The following is a 16,766-nucleotide window of genomic DNA, read 5'->3' as shown; positions in this document are numbered from 1 at the left end:
AAGGCATGGAGAATCTACTCCGCCCATTGATCGTCATCGGTGGCTCGGTCGTCCTCACGCTGCTCATCGGCTGGACGACCGATCTGCTGCTGCGCAAGGCGGACCAGCGGCACCACGAGACACCTCTGTGGGGCCTGCTGCGCCGCGGCCGCATCCCCTACCAACTGGTCCTGTGCGCGGCCTTCCTCAGAGCGTCGTACGACGAGGCGCAACTGCTGGAGCAGCACCGGACCGCCATCGGCCGGGCACTGACCCTCGTACTGATCGGCGCGACGGCCTGGTTGGTGATCCGGATCGCGGCGGCGATAGTGGAGACGACGTACAGCCGCTACGCCCGCGCCCACCGCGATCCGGCCCGGGTACGCCGGGTGCGGACCCAGGTGACGCTGATCACACGGGTGGTCGCGGCGATCGTCGGTGTGGTGGCCGTGGCCTCGATGCTGCTGACCTTCCCGGCGATGCGCGCGGCCGGCACCTCACTGCTGGCCTCGGCCGGACTCCTGGGCATCGTCGCCGGTATCGCCGCGCAGTCCACGCTGAGCAACCTCTTCGCCGGGCTCCAGATCGCCTTCGGCGACATGGTGCGCCTCGGTGACGTGGTCGTGGTGGAGGGCGAGTGGGGCACGGTCGACGAGATCACCCTCACCTTCCTGACGGTCCGCACCTGGGACGAACGCCGCATCACCATGCCGGTCTCCTACTTCACCTCGAAGCCCTTCGAGAACTGGTCTCGCGGCGGCGCTCAGATGACCGGCACGGTCTTCCTCCACGTCGACCACGCCGCGCCGCTGCCCGAGATGCGCGAGCGGCTCCGGGACATCCTGCGCGGCTGCCCCGCCTGGGACGGCCGCTTTTACGACCTGACCGTCACCGACTCGACCCCCTCGACCATGGAGGTCCGCGCCCTCGTCACGGCCAAGGACCCGGACGACCTGTGGACCGTCCGCGTCACCGTCCGCGAACAACTCATCCACTGGCTCACCGAGTCCCACCCCTACGCCCTCCCCCGCGTCAACACCGCCGACGCGGTCCTCCCCCCGACCCACCCCCACGCCCACACGGACGGCATGGCCCCCCGCGCCACACGAGGCCGCATCCACGAGCCACCGAGGTCGACGGACCGGGGCTGACCAGCGGCCACGACAGGAGCGTTGGGCCGCGGTGAACACAGGGGCCACATGGGCAGGGGGCCGGGGGTGCGCACGGGGACCGACATGGACAGTGGGCCCAGAGCGCGCACGGGAACCGATGGGCACAGGCCAGGGGACGCACGGAGCCGACATCGCCACGGGCCAGGAGCGCGCACGGGAACCGAGATGGCCACAAGCCAGGAGTGCGCACGGGAGCCGAGACGGGCGCGGACCAGGGGGCGCACAGGGAGCCGACTTGGGCGCGGACCAGGGGCACACGGGAACCGGCCAACCGGCCAACCGGCCAACCGGCCAAGGATCCCCTCAGCGCCCCCGCTCCGCGCCCCCGTTGACCTGAACGATCTGCGCGGTGACGTGGCCCGCGCCGGGCGACGCGAGCCAGTGCAGCGTGTCGGCCACATCGGCTGGCGTGCCGGCCCGGCCCGTCGAGGTCTCCGCGACGAGCCGGGCCCGCCGCGCCTCCTCGATCGAACCGCCGAAGAACTCGGTGTCCTCGACATAACCGGGCGCCACGACATTCACCGTGATCCCGCGGGGCCCGAACCCCCGCGCCAGATCGAACGCGTACGGATGCAGCGCCGCCTTGGACGCCGCGTACGCCCCGCTCCCCGACCCCCGGTACGCCGCGATCGACGACAAGAAGAGCACCCGCCCGCCCGGCGAGGCCAACCGCTCCCCCAACGCCTCGGTGAGCAGCACGGCGGTCAGGGTGTTCTGCCGGAAGTTGACCCTCCAGTTGTGCGCCACGACATCGAGCGGATCATCCCCCTCCGCCCCGGGCTCCAGCCCACCGTTCCCCCCGGCGCTGTGGATCAGCACATCCACGGTCCCCAACTCCGCCGCCACGAAATCGGCGACCCCCCGAACACTCCCCGTGTCGCCGAGATCGGCCGCATACGTGAGCGCCCCGGGCACCCCCACCTGCTCCAACACCTCCGCCCGCCGCCCGCCGCCCGACCAGCAACACCCGATCCCCGCCCGCCGCGAACACCTCAGCCGCCGCGCGCCCGATCCCCGTACCCCCACCACTGATCACCACATTGCGTGCCATACGCCCGACCCTACAAACCCCAACTCCCCCACCCCTGCCCCTTGCCCGCTCCAGTCAGCAGTCAGCAGTCAGCAGTCAGCCGCCAACGGCGCTCAACCCCCACAGGAGACCCGCACTTCTCCACCAAGCAGCAACGGGCGGTGCGTGGGTGGGCAACCCACCCCCCTCACCGAAGGCTGCGCACATCCAGATGCCGCAACACCCGATCCACCACCTCAGGATCCGCCCCGGCCTCACTCCGCGCAGCCAACACCTCATGCCGAGCCGCGCTCAACATCTCCCCCTGGATCCGCCGCATCCTCCGAAGCCGCCGCACCCGCTGCTCATGCCCCTCCCGCCGCTCCTCCTCCCCCACCTCCGGGCTGATCCGCACCCCGATCTCGAAGGCCCGCCGCAACAACCGTTCGGACAACTCCTCCGGCAGCTCCTCCACCTCCTCGATCTCCTTCAGCCGCCGCTTCGCCGCCTTGGCCGCCCGCACAGCCAGCTCCTTCTCGAACTCCTTCTCGACCCCCTCATCCGCCCGCACCCCCAACCTCCGCACGAGCCACGGCAGGGTGAGCCCCTGGAGCACCAGCGTCCCCATGATCACCCCGAACGCAATGAACACGATCTCGTCCCGGTCGGGAAACGGCACCCCACTGTCCGTCTCCAACGGAATCGCCAGCGCCAGCGCCACGGACGCCACCCCCCGCATCCCGGCCCACCACATCACCACGGTCTCGCGCCACGACATCGGGATCTCCTCGTCGTAGTCCCGCTTCGCGTGCAGCCGCCGCGCGAGCCACGTGGCCGGCAGCAACCACACGAGCCGTACGAGGACGACGACGGCCACGACCGCCCCCGCCCAGCCGAGCATCTCGCCCCACCGCCCGGACGCCGTCCGGATCGCGTTGTGGAGTTCCAGCCCGATCAGCCCGAAGGCGACGCCGGTGACCAGCGTGTCCACGACGTCCCAGACGGTGTGCCCGGCGAGCCGCGTCAGGACGTCGTCCGCCCCGAGCGCGTACTCCGCGAGGAACAACGCGGTGGTGAGCACCGCGAGCACCCCGGACCCGTGCAGTTCCTCGGCCATCACGTACGACGCGTACGGCACGAGCAGGGTCAGCCCGATCTGCAGCGTGGCGTCCTCGAGGAAGTCCATCAGCTTGTTGGCGGCCCAGCCGAGCGCGAGCCCCACGGCGACGGCGACCACCGCCGACAGCACGAGCTGGAGCGCGGCACGGGACAGCGAGAAGGATCCGCCGACGGCGGCCGCGATGGCCACGTGGTAGAGCACGATGGCCGTGACGTCGTTGAAGAGGCCCTCGCCCTCCAGGATCGACACCAGGCGACGCGGCAGCCCGAGCTGTCCCGCCACGGCCGTCGCCGCCACCGGGTCGGGCGGCGCGACGAGGGCGCCGAGCGCCACGGCCGCGGCGACGGGAAGCCCGGGCACGATCGCGTTCGCCACGGCGGCCACGGCGGCGGTGGTCACGAACACCAGCGCCACCGCGAGCAGGAAGATCGGCCGCCGGTTCGCCGCGAACTGCCGCCAGGACGTCCGCCGCACCGCCGCGTACAGCAGCGGCGGCAACAGCAGCGGCAGGATGAACTCCGGCGGGATCTCCACATTGGGCACGAACCCCGGCACGGCCAGCGCGATGCCCAGCAACGTCATCAGGACCGGCGCCGGCAGCTTCAGCCGCTCCCCCACCGGCACACTGATCACGGCCCCGAGCAGCAACACGAAAAACAGGGCCAACTGATCCACGCGCAGCACTCCGACGAGATCTAGACGTTCAGCTCCACAGCCCCCGCCTGCCCCGCCCCACCCATCTCACCCATTCCGCCCGCGAAACGCAGTTCAAAGAGCCCCCGCACCCGCACCCGCCCCCGCAGGCCTACAGACTCCGCCGCATCGCCCGATGAGGTATCCCCGCGTCCAGGAACTCCGCCCCGTACGCCACATACCCCAACCGCTCGTAGAACCCCAGCGCATGCGTCTGCGCCCCCAGATCCACCGCGGTCAGCCCCCGCCCACGCGCCGCCTCCTCGACGGCCCGCACCAGCGCGACCCCGACGCCCAGCCCACGAGCCTCCCGGACGACCGCCAGCCGCCCCAGCGAACCCACACCAGCCGCCCCACCGGTCTTGCCGGCGGCAGCCTCCCCGTACAGCAGCCGCCCGGCCCCGAGGGGCAGCCCGTCGTCCCGTACGGCGAGCACATGCACGGCCCCGGCGTCGTACGCGTCGTACTCCAGGTCCTCCGGCACACCCTGCTCGACGACGAAGACCTCCTTGCGCACCGCGAAGCACGCCTCGCGGTCGCCGGGACCCTCGGCGACGCGCACCGCGTAGGACACCGGCTCCGCACTCACGCGTACGTCTCCTCCCGGACCTTGTCCAGGGCCTTCTGCAGATCCGCCGGGTAGTCGCTCCCGAACTCGACCCAGCTCCCGTCCCCGGGGTGCTCGAACCCGAGCCGTACGGCGTGCAGCCACTGGCGGGTGAGGCCGAGCCGCTTGGCGAGCGTCGGGTCGGCGCCGTACGTCAGGTCGCCCACGCACGGGTGCCGGTGCGCGGCCATGTGGACGCGGATCTGGTGGGTACGCCCGGTCTCGAGCTTGACGTCGAGCAGGGAGGCGGACCGGAACGCCTCGACCAGGTCGTAGTGCGTGACGGACGCCTTGCCCTCGGCGATGACCGCCCACTTGTAGTCGTGGTTCGGGTGCCGTCCGATGGGCGCGTCGATGGTGCCGCTCGTGGGGTCGGGGTGGCCCTGGACCAGCGTGTGGTACCGCTTGTCGACGGTCCGCTCCTTGAACTGGCGCTTGAGGGACGTGTACGCGTACTCCGACTTGGCGACCACCATCAGACCGGAGGTGCCCACATCGAGCCGGTGCACGATGCCCTGGCGCTCGGCGGCGCCGGACGTCGAGATCCGGTACCCGGCGGCGGCGAGCCCGCCGATGACGGTCGGCCCGGACCAGCCGGGGCTGGGATGCGCGGCCACGCCGACCGGCTTGACGATCACGACCACGTCATCGTCGTCGTGCACGATCTCCATGCCCTCGACCGGCTCGGCGACGACCTGTACCGGCGCGGGCGCCTGGGGCATCTCGACCTCCATCCAGGCCCCGCCGTGCACCCGCTCCGACTTGCCGACCACCGATCCGTCGACCGTGACCTTCCCCGTGGCGGCGAGCTCGGCCGCCTTGGTACGGGAGAAGCCGAACATGCGGGAGATGGCGGCGTCGACACGCTCGCCCTCCAGGCCGTCGGGCACGGGCAGGGTACGGATCTCGGGAATCGGGCTCACCCGTCGAGTATGCCGGACGGGTGACACACCCCCGACCGGCACCTGTGGATAACTCCGGGGCCTCAACCCTCGCGAACGGCTCCCGGTCCTCGCGAACGACCCTCAGTCCTTGTGGACGGTCCCGTCCGGGTCGAGCCCCCGGAACGACAGCAGCACGATCAGGATGCCGCCGCACACGATGGCCGAATCCGCCAGGTTGAACACCGCGAAGCCCTTGGGCGCGATGAAGTCGACGACCGCGCCCTCGAAGACGCCCGGCGAACGGAAGATCCGGTCGGTGAGGTTGCCCAGCGCACCGCCGAGCAGCAGGCCGAGCGCGATCGCCCAGGGCAGGCTGTACAGCTTGCGGGCGAGCCGGGCGATCACCACGATCACGATCGTCGCGATCACCGTGAAGATGATCGTGAAGGCCTCGCCGAAGCCGAAGGCCGCGCCCGCGTTGCGGATCGCCTCGAACTTCAGCCAGTCCCCGATGACCTCGATCGGCTCGTGGTGCTCCAGCTTCGCGACCACGATCATCTTGCTGATCAGGTCGAGCGCGTACGCCAGCGCGGCGACCCCGAACAGCACGGCGATCCGGCGCTTGCCGCGCGGCCGCGCGGCAGCGTCGGCCTCCGCCGCGGCGGCGCCGTTCTCGCCGTCGGACTGCTCCGGGTCGGCCCCCGCCGCGTCTGGAATGTCCGGCGTACCGATGATGCGCTCCGCCTCTGCCACGTGAGTCCCTCAACCTAGGTTCCTGACTGAGGACAAAGGTACGACACGACCTCCGCGGACCAGGGGCTCAGACGCCGATCGCTAACGGCGTTCCTGCTTCTGCTTGCACTCCACGCACAGCGTGGCCCGGGGGAAGGCCTGCATCCGTGCCTTTCCGATCGGATTGCCACAGTTCTCGCAGAGCCCGTACGTGCCCGAGGCGAGCCGTTCCAGAGCGCGCTCGGTCTGATCGAGCATCTCGCGCGCGTTGTGGGCGAGCGACAGCTCGTGCTCCCGCGTGATGTTCTTCGCCCCGGTGTCGGCCTGGTCGTCGCCCGCCCCGTCCCCGGAGTCCCGCATCAGGCCCGTGAGCGCCCGCTCGGAGGCCTCCAGCTCGGCCCGCAGCCGCATCGCCTCGGACTGCAGCTCCGTCCGTGCCTCGGCGACCTCGGCCGGGCTCCACGGGTCCTCACCGGGGCGTACCGCGAGCTCGCCGGGCTCCACCGCGGCGGGCCGTGCCTTGGGGACGGCGGTGGGCTTCTTCGCCGCCGTAGCCGTACCAGGAGTGTTCTTCGCAACCACCGTCGTGGCTCCCGTCGTCTCGGCGGCCTGGGCCGCGCCCGCCTTCTTGACCATGCTCTTCTTCACAGAGGCGCTCTTCGTGGTGATCTTCGCGGTGCTCTTGGTGGCGCTCTTCTTGACCGCGCTTTTCCCGGAGGCCGCCTTCACGGAGGTGCTCTTCTCGGCGGCCTTCTTGGCCACCGTCTTCCTGACCGAGCCCTTCTCGGCCACCGTCTTCTTGACCGCGACCTTCTTCGCCGCCGCCTTCTTGACCACGGACTTCTCAGCAACCGCCTTCTCGACCGCGGACTTCTTGGCCGCCGCCTTCTCGGTCACCGCTTCCTTGGCCACCGCTTCCTTGGCCACCGCGTCCTTGGCCATCGCCTTCTTGGCCACCGTCTTCTTTCCTGCCGCCTTCACCCGCGCGGCCTTCCCGCCCGCGCCCCCACTGCCGGAGGCCACCGTGGATCTGCCGGACGCCGACTGCTGTACGGCGGTCTTCTTCGCCACCATGGCCGCGGCCCCTTCACATATTGTGATCTTGCACGCGAATCGTGCTGGGACGATAAATCGACCCGAGTCCCGCGGCAACGGGGCAGACCACCCATTCCCCCCGCCCCACGACCGTCGCGCGACGAGCCTGCAAGCGTTGTGCCCAGCTCCCCGCCGGGTATTCCGCCGCGCCGGACGTCCCAGGATCCGGACGCCCTCACCCGCTCCATTCGGGTCACCCCGCAGGTCATCGCGCCCCCGGCCGCCAAGCCCGCCGAAAGCCCCGCCGCGCCCTTCTCCCGGCCGCCGGAAAACCGGTCGGCCGCTGTCCGTGCGGCGCCGTACACTGGGCGGAGCGAAAAGCGTGGATGGGGACGAGTAGCGTCGTACGCAGCCCAGAGCGACCCGGGGACGGTGGAAGCCCGGGGGCGAGCCCGACGTGAAGATCACCCCGGAGCCACCGGAAGAAAGCCGCAGCCCGTCAGGCGAGGCGAGTAGACCCGGTATCGCGACCTCAATGAGGGGGCTCACCGGCGCGTACGGCGCACAGGAGAGCCAAGGAGGGTGGTACCGCGGGAGCGCGCCGCACATGGCGTACGAAGGATCGAAGCTCTCGTCCCTCCGACGGAAGGCAGCAAGTCCGTTGGAGGAAGCCCGCTCATGACAGAGCCGACGTACCGCCAGGTGCCCGCCCAGGTCGATCTGCCCGCGCTCGAGCACGCGGTGCTCGACTTCTGGCGCGAGCAGAAGATCTTCGCCAAGAGCCTGGAGCAGTCCGAGGGCCGCCCCGAGTGGGTGTTCTACGAGGGCCCGCCCACGGCCAACGGCATGCCGGGTGCCCACCACATCGAGGCGCGCGTCTTCAAGGACGTCTTCCCCCGCTTCCGCACGATGCGCGGCTACCACGTGGCCCGCAAGGCCGGCTGGGACTGCCACGGCCTCCCCGTGGAGCTGGCGGTCGAGAAGGAGCTCGGCTTCAACGGCAAGAAGGACATCGAGGCGTACGGCATCGCCGAGTTCAACGCCAGGTGCCGCGACTCCGTGACCCGGCACACCGACGCCTTCACCGAGCTGACGACCCGCATGGGCTACTGGGTCGACCTCGACGACGCCTACCGGACCATGGACCCCGAGTACGTGGAGTCCGTCTGGTGGTCGCTCAAGGAGATCTTCAACAAGGGCCTGCTCGTCCAGGACCACCGCGTCGCCCCCTGGTGCCCCCGCTGCGGCACCGGCCTGTCGGACCACGAGCTGGCACAGGGCTACGAGACGGTCGTCGACCCCTCGGTGTACGTCCGTTTCCCGCTCACCTCCGGTCCGCTCGCCGGTGAGGCCGCGCTCCTGGTGTGGACGACCACGCCGTGGACGCTGGTGTCCAACACCGCGGTCGCCGCCCACCCCGAGGTCACCTACGTGGTCGCCACGGACGGCGAGGAGAAGCTCGTCGTCGCCGAGCCGCTCGTCGCCAAGGCGCTCGGCGAGGGCTGGGAGACCACCGGCCAGACCTTCACCGGCGCCGAAATGGAGCGCTGGACGTATCAACGTCCGTTCGAGCTCGTAGAGTTCCCCGAGCCCGCCCATTTCGTGGTGAACGCCGAATACGTGACGACCGAGGACGGTACGGGCCTGGTCCACCAGTCCCCCGCCTTCGGTGAGGACGACCTCAAGGTCTGCCGCGCGTACGGCCTGCCCGTCGTGAACCCCGTGCGCCCGGACGGCACCTTCGAGGAGGACGTCCCCCTCGTCGGCGGCGTCTTCTTCAAGAAGGCGGACGAAAAGCTCACCGAGGACCTCCAGCAGCGCGGCCTGCTCTTCAAGCACATCCCGTACGAGCACAGCTACCCCCACTGCTGGCGCTGCCACACCGCGCTCCTCTACTACGCGCAGCCGTCCTGGTACATCCGCACCACCGCCGTCAAGGACCGTCTCCTCCAGGAGAACGAGAAGACCAACTGGTTCCCGGACTCGGTCAAGCACGGCCGCTTCGGCGACTGGCTGAACAACAACATCGACTGGGCGCTCTCCCGCAGCCGTTACTGGGGCACCCCGCTGCCGATCTGGCGCTGCGAGGAGGGGCACCTCACCTGCGTCGGCTCCCGCGAGGAGCTGACCCAGCTCTCCGGCACCGACCAGTCGGAGCTCGACCCGCACCGCCCGTTCATCGACGCGGTCACCTTCACCTGCCCCCAGGACGGCTGCGCCGGCACCGCCACACGCGTCCCGGAGGTCATCGACGCCTGGTACGACTCGGGCTCGATGCCGTTCGCGCAGTGGGGCTACCCGTACAAGAACAAGGACCTCTTCGAGTCCCGCTACCCGGCCCAGTTCATCAGCGAGGCCATCGACCAGACCCGCGGCTGGTTCTACACCCTGATGGCCGTGGGCACCCTGGTCTTCGACAAGTCGTCGTACGAGAACGTCGTCTGCCTCGGCCACATCCTCGCCGAGGACGGCCGCAAGATGTCCAAGCACCTCGGCAACATCCTGCAGCCGATCCCGCTGATGGACCAGCACGGCGCCGACGCGGTCCGCTGGTTCATGGCGGCCGGCGGCTCCCCCTGGGCGGCCCGCCGCGTCGGCCACGGCACCATCCAGGAGGTCGTCCGCAAGACGCTCCTCACGTACTGGAACACGGTCGCCTTCCAGGCCCTGTACGCCCGTACGTCGAACTGGGCACCCAGCGCGGCGGACCCCGCCCCGGCCGACCGCCCGGTCCTGGACCGCTGGCTGCTGAGCGAGCTGCACGCCCTGGTCGACCAGGTGACCCAGTCCCTGGAGGCCTACGACACCCAGCGCGCCGGCAAGCTCCTCTCGGCGTTCGTCGACGACCTGTCCAACTGGTACGTCCGCCGGTCGCGCCGCCGCTTCTGGCAGGGCGACAAGGCCGCGCTGCGCACCCTGCACGAGGTCGTCGAGACGGTCACCAGGCTGATGGCCCCGCTGACCCCGTTCATCACCGAGCGGGTCTGGCAGGACCTGATCGTGCCGGTCTCCCCTGGCGCCCCCGAGTCGGTGCACCTGGCCTCCTGGCCGGAGGCGGACCTCTCCGCGATCAACCCCGAGCTGTCGAAGCAGATGGTCCTGGTCCGCCGCCTGGTGGAGCTGGGCCGCGCCACCCGCGCGGAGTCGGGCGTCAAGACCCGCCAGCCCCTCTCGCGCGCCCTGGTGGCGGCGACGGGCTTCGAGTCCCTCGACCCCGAACTGCACGCGCAGATCACGGAGGAGCTGAACGTCAGCTCGCTGGCGTCGCTGAGCGAGGTCGGCGGCAGCCTGGTGGACACCACCGCCAAGGCCAACTTCCGCGCCTTGGGCAAGCGGTTCGGCAAGCGGGTCCAGGACGTGGCCAAGGCCGTCGCCGGCGCCGACGCGGCCGCCCTGTCGCTGGCCCTCCGCGAGGGCACGGCCTCGGTCGAGGTCGACGGCGAGACCATCACCCTCGCCCCCGACGAGGTCATCATCACGGAGACCCCGCGCGAGGGCTGGTCGGTGGCCTCCGACTCGGGCGCGACGGTCGCCCTCGACCTGGAGATCACGGAGGAACTCCGTCGGGCAGGCCTCGCCCGCGACGCCATCCGCCTGATCCAGGAGGCCCGCAAGAACAGCGGCCTGGACGTGGCCGACCGCATCGCCCTCCGCTGGACGGCAACGGACCCGGCGGTGACCGCCGCCCTGACCGAACACTCGGCCCTGATCGCGGACGAGGTCCTCGCGACGGACTTCGCCTCCGGCGAGGCCGACGACACGTACGGCACGCCCTTCACCGACGAGGCCCTCACGCTGACCTTCCGTCTGCGCAAGGTCTGACCGACAGCGTCTGGCCCCGGGAGCGGCCGTCCCGGGGCTTCAGGCAGCACGTGGTTGATCGCGCAGTTCCCCGCGCCCCTGATGGGGCCGGGGCACAGCTCGCCGACACAGCCGACATAGCTGCGGGCAATCGTGCCGCTGGGGCGGCACGGGTGGGCGCAGCGGCACCCGGCGAGCGCCGGTGAGCGAACCGACCCCCGCCCAGCCACACCACCGGGCACCCAAAAGGCCTGGGGCACCGAAAAGAATCGGCGCCCCAGGCCTTCGGCGTTGCGTACGCCACACATCCGCACCCCTCTCCGAACAAGCACCCCACAACCCCGAACGCTCGCAGCAAAAGGGCGGGGCCCCGGATGAAAAATCCGGGGCCCCGCCCTGAACGCTGCCGACGCCTACGGCGTACCAGTAATCGTCAGTTGTCGTCCTCGTCGATCAGGAACCCACGCATCGGCGAGGGAGCCTGCCCCATCGGTGAGGGACCCTGCGGCCGGACCGGAGCCATCGGCTGGGTCATGGCCGGCGACATCTGCTGCTGTCCGCCGTAGGAGGGCGCGGCCGGAGCCGGGGCGCCGCCCATGCCTCCACCCATGCCGCCGGGGTTGCCGCCGTACGACGGGGCGCTCGCGCCGGCCGGAGCCATGGAGGGCGCCGGGGACGGCGGCAGCGACGCGGTCGCCGGAGTGCGCGGCGGGGCCAGCGAGTCGTCCGCCTGGGTCTCCAGCTGACGCAGCTGCGACTCCAGGTAGGACTTCAGACGCGTGCGGTACTCGCGCTCGAAGCCACGCAGATCCTCGACCTTGCGCTCCAGCGTGGCGCGGGCGGACTCCAGGGAGCCCATCGCGACGCGGTGCTTCTCCTGCGCGTCCCGCTCCAGCGCGTCGGCCTTGGCACGGGCGTCCCGCTCCAGACCCTCGGCGCGGCTACGGGCCTCACCGACGATCTTGTTGGCCTCGGAACGGGCCTCGGCGATCGCCTGGTCGGCGGTCTGCTGGGCCAGCGAGAGCACACGCGCGGCGCTGTCGCCGCCGGGACCCTGACCGGGGCCGCCCATCGGACCACCCATGGGGCCGCCCATCGGGCCACCCATCTGCTGCTGCATGGGAGGCTGGCCGCCCATGGGACCCTGGCCCATCTGGCCCTGACCCATCTGCGGCTGCATCTGGCCCTGACCCATCGGGCCCTGGCCCATCGGTCCCTGACCCATGGGGCCGGGACCCTGCTGTCCGCCCTGGCCACCAGGGCCGGCGGGCAGCTGCGGAGCACCGCTCGGCAGCTGGGGCGGGCCACCCATGGGCCCCCCCATCTGCTGCGGCGGGCCCGATATCCCAGCGGGTACGGGTCCACCGGGACCGCGCATACCCTGCTGCTGCATACCGCCCTGTTGCTGCATGCCACCCTGCTGCATGCCGCCTTGCTGCATGCCGCCCTGCTGCTGCATGCCACCCTGCTGCATGCCGCCCTGCTGCTGGTCCTGAGGCTCCGGAGGCTTGCGCATGTTCTGCTGGTTCTGGGCAGCAGCGCGCGTGGCCGCGGCCAGTTTGGCGCGCAGGTCCTCGTTCTCACGGAGCAGTCGCGTCAGTTCGGCTTCGACCTCATCGAGGAAGGCATCGACCTCGTCCTCGTCATAGCCTTCTCGGAGGCGGACGGTCGTGAACTGCTTGTTCCGCACGTCCTCGGGGGTCAACGGCATCTCTTCACCTCAACGTAGTCATCGGCAGTCGGCAAGACCGGATCGTCCACAATCACCCCGCGAGTCCGCCCACGACGGAGATCAGGATGTAGACGATGATCATCAGTACGAAGAAGGACAGGTCGAGCGCCACGCCCCCGAGACGCAGCGGCGGAATGAACCGCCGCAGAAGCTTGAGCGGTGGATCAGTGACAGTGTAGGTGGCCTCCAGAACGACCACCATCGCCTTGCCGGGTTGCCACGAGCGGGCGAACTGGAACACATAGTCCATGACCAACCGGAAGATCAGCACGATGAGGAAACACATCAGAGCGACCCAGAGCACTTGCCAAACCACGCTCATGATCCGTGCTTCCCTCTCCCCTGTTTCATGCCTAGTTCCGGTCGTGCGTCTCAGCTCTGGTTGAAGAACCCGCCCTCTGCGATACGGGCCTTGTCCTCCGCCGTGACATCGACGTTAGCAGGCGACAACAGGAACACCTTCTGCGTCACCCGCTCGATGCTGCCGTGAAGACCAAACACCAAACCGGCCGCAAAGTCGACAAGTCGCTTCGCGTCTGTGTCGTCCATCTCAGTCAGATTCATGATCACCGGGGTGCCCTCACGGAAGTGTTCCCCGATGGTACGGGCCTCGTTGTAGGTCCGCGGGTGCAACGTGGTGATCCGGTAAGGCTCTCGTTCGGACACGACCTTGGGCATGATCACCGGCGCGTTCTTCTCCAGACTCGAACGTTCTTGTGTGATGGATGCCACGGGCGCGATCCGGGCGGGTCGCACCGATTCCGCGGGGAGCGAAGTGGCGTGCGACACCGGTTCGCGTTGCACCGGAGGCTGCACCACTCGTACCGATTCGTCCCTTTGGGACTGATGTGGCTGGTGCGCCTGATGTACCGGCTCGTGCCGGCGGTGGTCCCGCTCGGGCTCCGGGTCGAGCTCGGGCTCGAAGTCGTCATCGGGGTCGAAACCCCTGCCGTCGTACCCATCGTCCTCCACGAGGCCGAGGTAGACCGCCATCTTGCGCATCGCGCCGGCCATGCTCTGAGTCCTCCGCTCTGTGGTGGATCGACTGACGACTTCCCAATTGCCCGCGATCCACGAGGTCGTTGCGCCCGCCTCTCGACGGAATGACCATATTTTCTGCTGTGGTCCGACTTCTTGGCGACGTTACCCGAGCCTGGGACGGACTCCGAGTACCGCAGTGCCGACGCGCACATGTGTCGCTCCGGCCGCAACGGCCTCCTCGAGGTCCGCACTCATCCCTGCCGAGACCATGGTGGCAGCCGGATGGGCCCGGCGCAGGTCGGTCGACAAATCCATCAACCGCTCGAACGCGGCCCGTTGGCGTCCGGCGTACTCCCCGGTGAGCGGCGCAACGGTCATCAGACCATCGACCCGCAGCCCCGGCGACCGAGCCAGGAGATCGGCCAACTCTTCGATTCCGCCCGGCCCGACGCCTCCTCGCTCTCCCCGGCCGCTCTCATCGGCGTCGAGCGCGACCTGGATGAGACATCCCACCTCACGCCCGGCCCGAACGGCCTCTTTCGACAGAGTCGTGACAAGCCTGGAACGATCGACGGACTGCACGACATCCGCGTAACGCACCACGGAACGGACTTTGTTGGTCTGCAATTGCCCCACGAAGTGCCACACAAGGGGCAGATCCGAGCATTCGGCCGCCTTCGGCGCCGCGTCCTGGTCCTTGTTCTCGGCGACATGACGCACACCGAGTTCCGACAGGATCCGCACATCGCTCGCGGGATAGGTCTTGGTGACCACGATCAGTGTCACCTCGTCGCGCTTGCGCCCCGCGGCCACGCAGGCCGCCGCGATGCGGTCCTCCACCTTCGCCAGGTTTCCGGCGAGTTGTGCCCTACGGTCCGTCATGCCCATCAGTCCAGCCAGACATATCCCGCGAGTCGCCCCGTGGCGCGGTCGCGGCGGTACGAGAAGTGGTCGCGCGACTCCAGCGTGCACACCGGTGACTGCTCCCGGTCGTGCACCCCGAGGCGCTCCAGCTGTGCGTGCACTCCGGCGCACACATCCACCGAGGGCGTGCCCCAACTGGTCTCGGCGTACGCCGCCGGCTCGACGGAGGCCACGTCGGAGCGCATCGCGTCGGGCACTTCGTAACACCGGCCGCAGACGGCGGGTCCGGTGCGGGCGACGATCCGGGCGGGGTCGGCGCCGAGTTCGGTCATGGTCCGTACGGCAGCGGGAACGACCCCGGCGACCATGCCGGGCCGGCCCGCGTGGGCGGCGGCCGCGACCCCGGCGACCGGGTCGGTCAGCAGGACGGGCACACAGTCGGCGGTGAGGACGGCGAGCGCGAGACCACGCCGGGTGGTGACGATCGCGTCGACGGACGGGATGTCGTCCGAGCCCCACGGCCCCTCGACCACGGCCACGTCCGCGCCGTGCACCTGGTTCATCCAGACGACCCGGTCCGGCTCCAGGCCCAGCGACTTGGCCGCCAGCTCCCGGTTCGTCGTCACGGCGTCGGCGTCGTCCCCGACCGCCCCGCCGAGATTGAGCTCCTCATACGGAGCGGCGCTCACCCCGCCCCACCGGTCGGTGAAGGCGAAGTGCGCGCCGCTCACGTTCTCGCGCTGTCCTATCACTTGAGGAAGTCCGGCACGTCCAGTTCCTCCGCCGCGCTGTCCGTGTAGGACCGGGACGGCGGGACCGGCGGGGCGACCGGGACCTCGTTCACCGGCTCCGGGGCGGGCGCCGGCTCTTCCTTCGGCTTGACGCTGCCGAGCGAGCCGAAGGACGGGCGGGTCTCGGCGGGCCGCACCGGCGTGGGCTCCTCGCGCTTGGCCGCGGCCGAGCCGAGGATGTTGTCCCGCTTGGCCGGGGGCTGGCCGCCGTCGAACCCGGCGGCGATCACGGTCACCCGGACCTCGTCGCCGAGCGCGTCGTCGATGACCGCGCCGAAGATGATGTTGGCCTCGGGGTGGGCGGCCTCGCTGACCAGCTGGGCGGCCTCGTTGATCTCGAACAGACCGAGGTCGGAGCCGCCGGAGATGGAGAGCAGCACGCCCCGGGCGCCGTCGATGGACGCCTCCAGGAGAGGCGAGGAGATCGCCATCTCGGCGGCGGCCACCGCGCGGTCGTCGCCGCGGGCCGAGCCGATGCCCATGAGGGCCGAACCGGCCTCGGACATCACGGACTTGACGTCGGCGAAGTCGAGGTTGATCAGACCGGGCGTGGTGATGAGGTCGGTGATGCCCTGGACACCGGAGAGCAGGACCTGGTCGGCCGACTTGAACGCGTCCAGCACGGAGACCTGGCGGTCCGAGATGGAGAGCAGCCGGTCGTTCGGGATGACGATGAGGGTGTCGACCTCTTCACGGAGCTCGGCGATGCCGTCCTCGGCCTGGTTGGCGCGACGGCGGCCCTCGAAGGTGAAGGGGCGGGTGACCACGCCGATGGTGAGGGCACCGAGGGAGCGGGCGATGTTGGCCACGACGGGTGCGCCGCCGGTACCGGTGCCGCCGCCCTCACCGGCCGTCACGAAGACCATGTCGGCCCCCTTGAGGACCTCCTCGATCTCCTCACGGTGATCCTCGGCGGCCTTGCGTCCGACGGCCGGGTTGGCGCCGGCGCCGAGTCCGCGGGTGAGTTCACGGCCGACGTCGAGCTTGACGTCGGCGTCGCTCATCAACAGAGCTTGCGCGTCGGTGTTGATGGCGATGAACTCGACGCCCTTGAGACCGACCTCGATCATCCGGTTGATGGCATTGACACCACCGCCGCCGACACCGATGACTTTGATGACTGCGAGGTAGTTCTGCGGTGCTGCCACGTCGAAGGCCTCTCGCCTCGAGTTACGTGTCGCCGCCTCGCGAGGGACCCGCGATCCGACGACTGATGCCGAAGTGGGACGGTCCGAACGCCGACCCGAACCCTAACGCTGAAGTTTAGGGTTACCAGTGTGACTGTTCCTTGGACTCTTCCGAACAGGACACTAAGTCGACAAGTGGCGCACGTTCAACGAACACGCCGAACCTCCCGTTTTTCTTT

General features: G+C 69.9%; 13 protein-coding genes and 1 pseudogene. 2 read left to right on the top strand and 12 right to left on the bottom strand.

Annotation, left to right across the window (positions count from 1 at the left end; all coding sequences use genetic code 11):
• The first annotated feature begins 5 nt into the window (after positions 1 to 5).
• The gene (locus tag JIX56_RS34630) at positions 6 to 1,130 is read left to right on the top strand and encodes a mechanosensitive ion channel family protein (RefSeq protein ID WP_257546428.1); all 1,125 of its coding nucleotides are present in this window, start codon (positions 6 to 8) and stop codon (positions 1,128 to 1,130) included.
• Between the two features lie 324 nt (positions 1,131 to 1,454).
• Here JIX56_RS34630 and JIX56_RS34625 read toward each other — a convergent pair.
• The 6 genes and pseudogenes from JIX56_RS34625 to JIX56_RS34600 all read right to left on the bottom strand — a co-directional run bounded on the left by JIX56_RS34625 (position 1,455) and on the right by JIX56_RS34600 (position 7,270).
• Positions 1,455 to 2,202: pseudogene (locus tag JIX56_RS34625) on the bottom strand (SDR family NAD(P)-dependent oxidoreductase).
• Positions 2,203 to 2,368: 166 nt separating this feature from the next.
• Entirely contained in the window at positions 2,369 to 3,955 is a 1,587-nt protein-coding gene (locus tag JIX56_RS34620; RefSeq protein WP_257546427.1) for a Na+/H+ antiporter, read from the bottom strand.
• Positions 3,956 to 4,085: 130 nt separating this feature from the next.
• The gene (locus JIX56_RS34615; RefSeq protein ID WP_257546426.1) at positions 4,086 to 4,562 is read right to left on the bottom strand and encodes a GNAT family N-acetyltransferase; all 477 of its coding nucleotides are present in this window, start codon (positions 4,560 to 4,562) and stop codon (positions 4,086 to 4,088) included.
• Positions 4,559 to 5,503 carry an RluA family pseudouridine synthase gene (locus JIX56_RS34610; RefSeq protein ID WP_257546425.1) on the bottom strand — a complete coding sequence of 315 codons (945 nt, stop codon included), beginning with the start codon at positions 5,501 to 5,503 and terminating at the stop codon, positions 4,559 to 4,561. The genes JIX56_RS34615 and JIX56_RS34610 overlap by 4 nt, the downstream gene beginning before the upstream one ends.
• 102 nt (positions 5,504 to 5,605) lie before the next feature.
• Complete coding sequence (lspA, locus tag JIX56_RS34605) at positions 5,606 to 6,217, bottom strand: signal peptidase II (RefSeq protein WP_257546424.1); 612 nt, start codon at positions 6,215 to 6,217, stop codon at positions 5,606 to 5,608.
• A gap of 81 nt (positions 6,218 to 6,298) precedes the next feature.
• Positions 6,299 to 7,270 (bottom strand): TraR/DksA C4-type zinc finger protein, encoded by a 972-nt coding sequence (locus JIX56_RS34600; RefSeq protein WP_257546423.1) that lies wholly within the window; start codon positions 7,268 to 7,270, stop codon positions 6,299 to 6,301.
• 639 nt (positions 7,271 to 7,909) lie between these two features.
• Between JIX56_RS34600 and ileS the strand changes: the two genes are divergently transcribed.
• Complete coding sequence (ileS, locus tag JIX56_RS34595; protein ID WP_257546422.1) at positions 7,910 to 11,053, top strand: isoleucine--tRNA ligase; 3,144 nt, start codon at positions 7,910 to 7,912, stop codon at positions 11,051 to 11,053.
• A gap of 412 nt (positions 11,054 to 11,465) precedes the next feature.
• On the opposite strand, the gene JIX56_RS34590 is transcribed toward ileS, so the two are convergent.
• The 6 genes from JIX56_RS34590 to ftsZ form a co-directional block, all read right to left on the bottom strand.
• Positions 11,466 to 12,743, bottom strand: a complete 1,278-nt coding sequence (locus JIX56_RS34590) for a DivIVA domain-containing protein (protein WP_257546421.1) — start codon at positions 12,741 to 12,743, stop codon at positions 11,466 to 11,468.
• A gap of 52 nt (positions 12,744 to 12,795) precedes the next feature.
• Entirely contained in the window at positions 12,796 to 13,086 is a 291-nt protein-coding gene (locus JIX56_RS34585; protein ID WP_257546419.1) for a YggT family protein, read from the bottom strand.
• Positions 13,087 to 13,136: 50 nt separating this feature from the next.
• Complete coding sequence (locus tag JIX56_RS34580; RefSeq protein ID WP_257546418.1) at positions 13,137 to 13,778, bottom strand: cell division protein SepF; 642 nt, start codon at positions 13,776 to 13,778, stop codon at positions 13,137 to 13,139.
• 129 nt (positions 13,779 to 13,907) lie between these two features.
• Positions 13,908 to 14,627: a YggS family pyridoxal phosphate-dependent enzyme gene (locus tag JIX56_RS34575; RefSeq protein WP_257546417.1), complete on the bottom strand. Its 720-nt coding sequence runs from the start codon at positions 14,625 to 14,627 to the stop codon at positions 13,908 to 13,910.
• A gap of 5 nt (positions 14,628 to 14,632) precedes the next feature.
• Positions 14,633 to 15,361: a peptidoglycan editing factor PgeF gene (pgeF, locus tag JIX56_RS34570; protein WP_257546416.1), complete on the bottom strand. Its 729-nt coding sequence runs from the start codon at positions 15,359 to 15,361 to the stop codon at positions 14,633 to 14,635.
• Entirely contained in the window at positions 15,358 to 16,548 is a 1,191-nt protein-coding gene (gene ftsZ, locus JIX56_RS34565; protein WP_257546415.1) for a cell division protein FtsZ, read from the bottom strand. The genes pgeF and ftsZ overlap by 4 nt, the downstream gene beginning before the upstream one ends.
• Between the last annotated feature and the right edge of the window lie 218 nt (positions 16,549 to 16,766).

The sequence above is a fragment of the Streptomyces sp. CA-210063 genome, from assembly GCF_024612015.1.
Taxonomy (GTDB): domain Bacteria; phylum Actinomycetota; class Actinomycetes; order Streptomycetales; family Streptomycetaceae; genus Streptomyces.
This window is presented reverse-complemented; position numbering and strand designations above follow the sequence as displayed.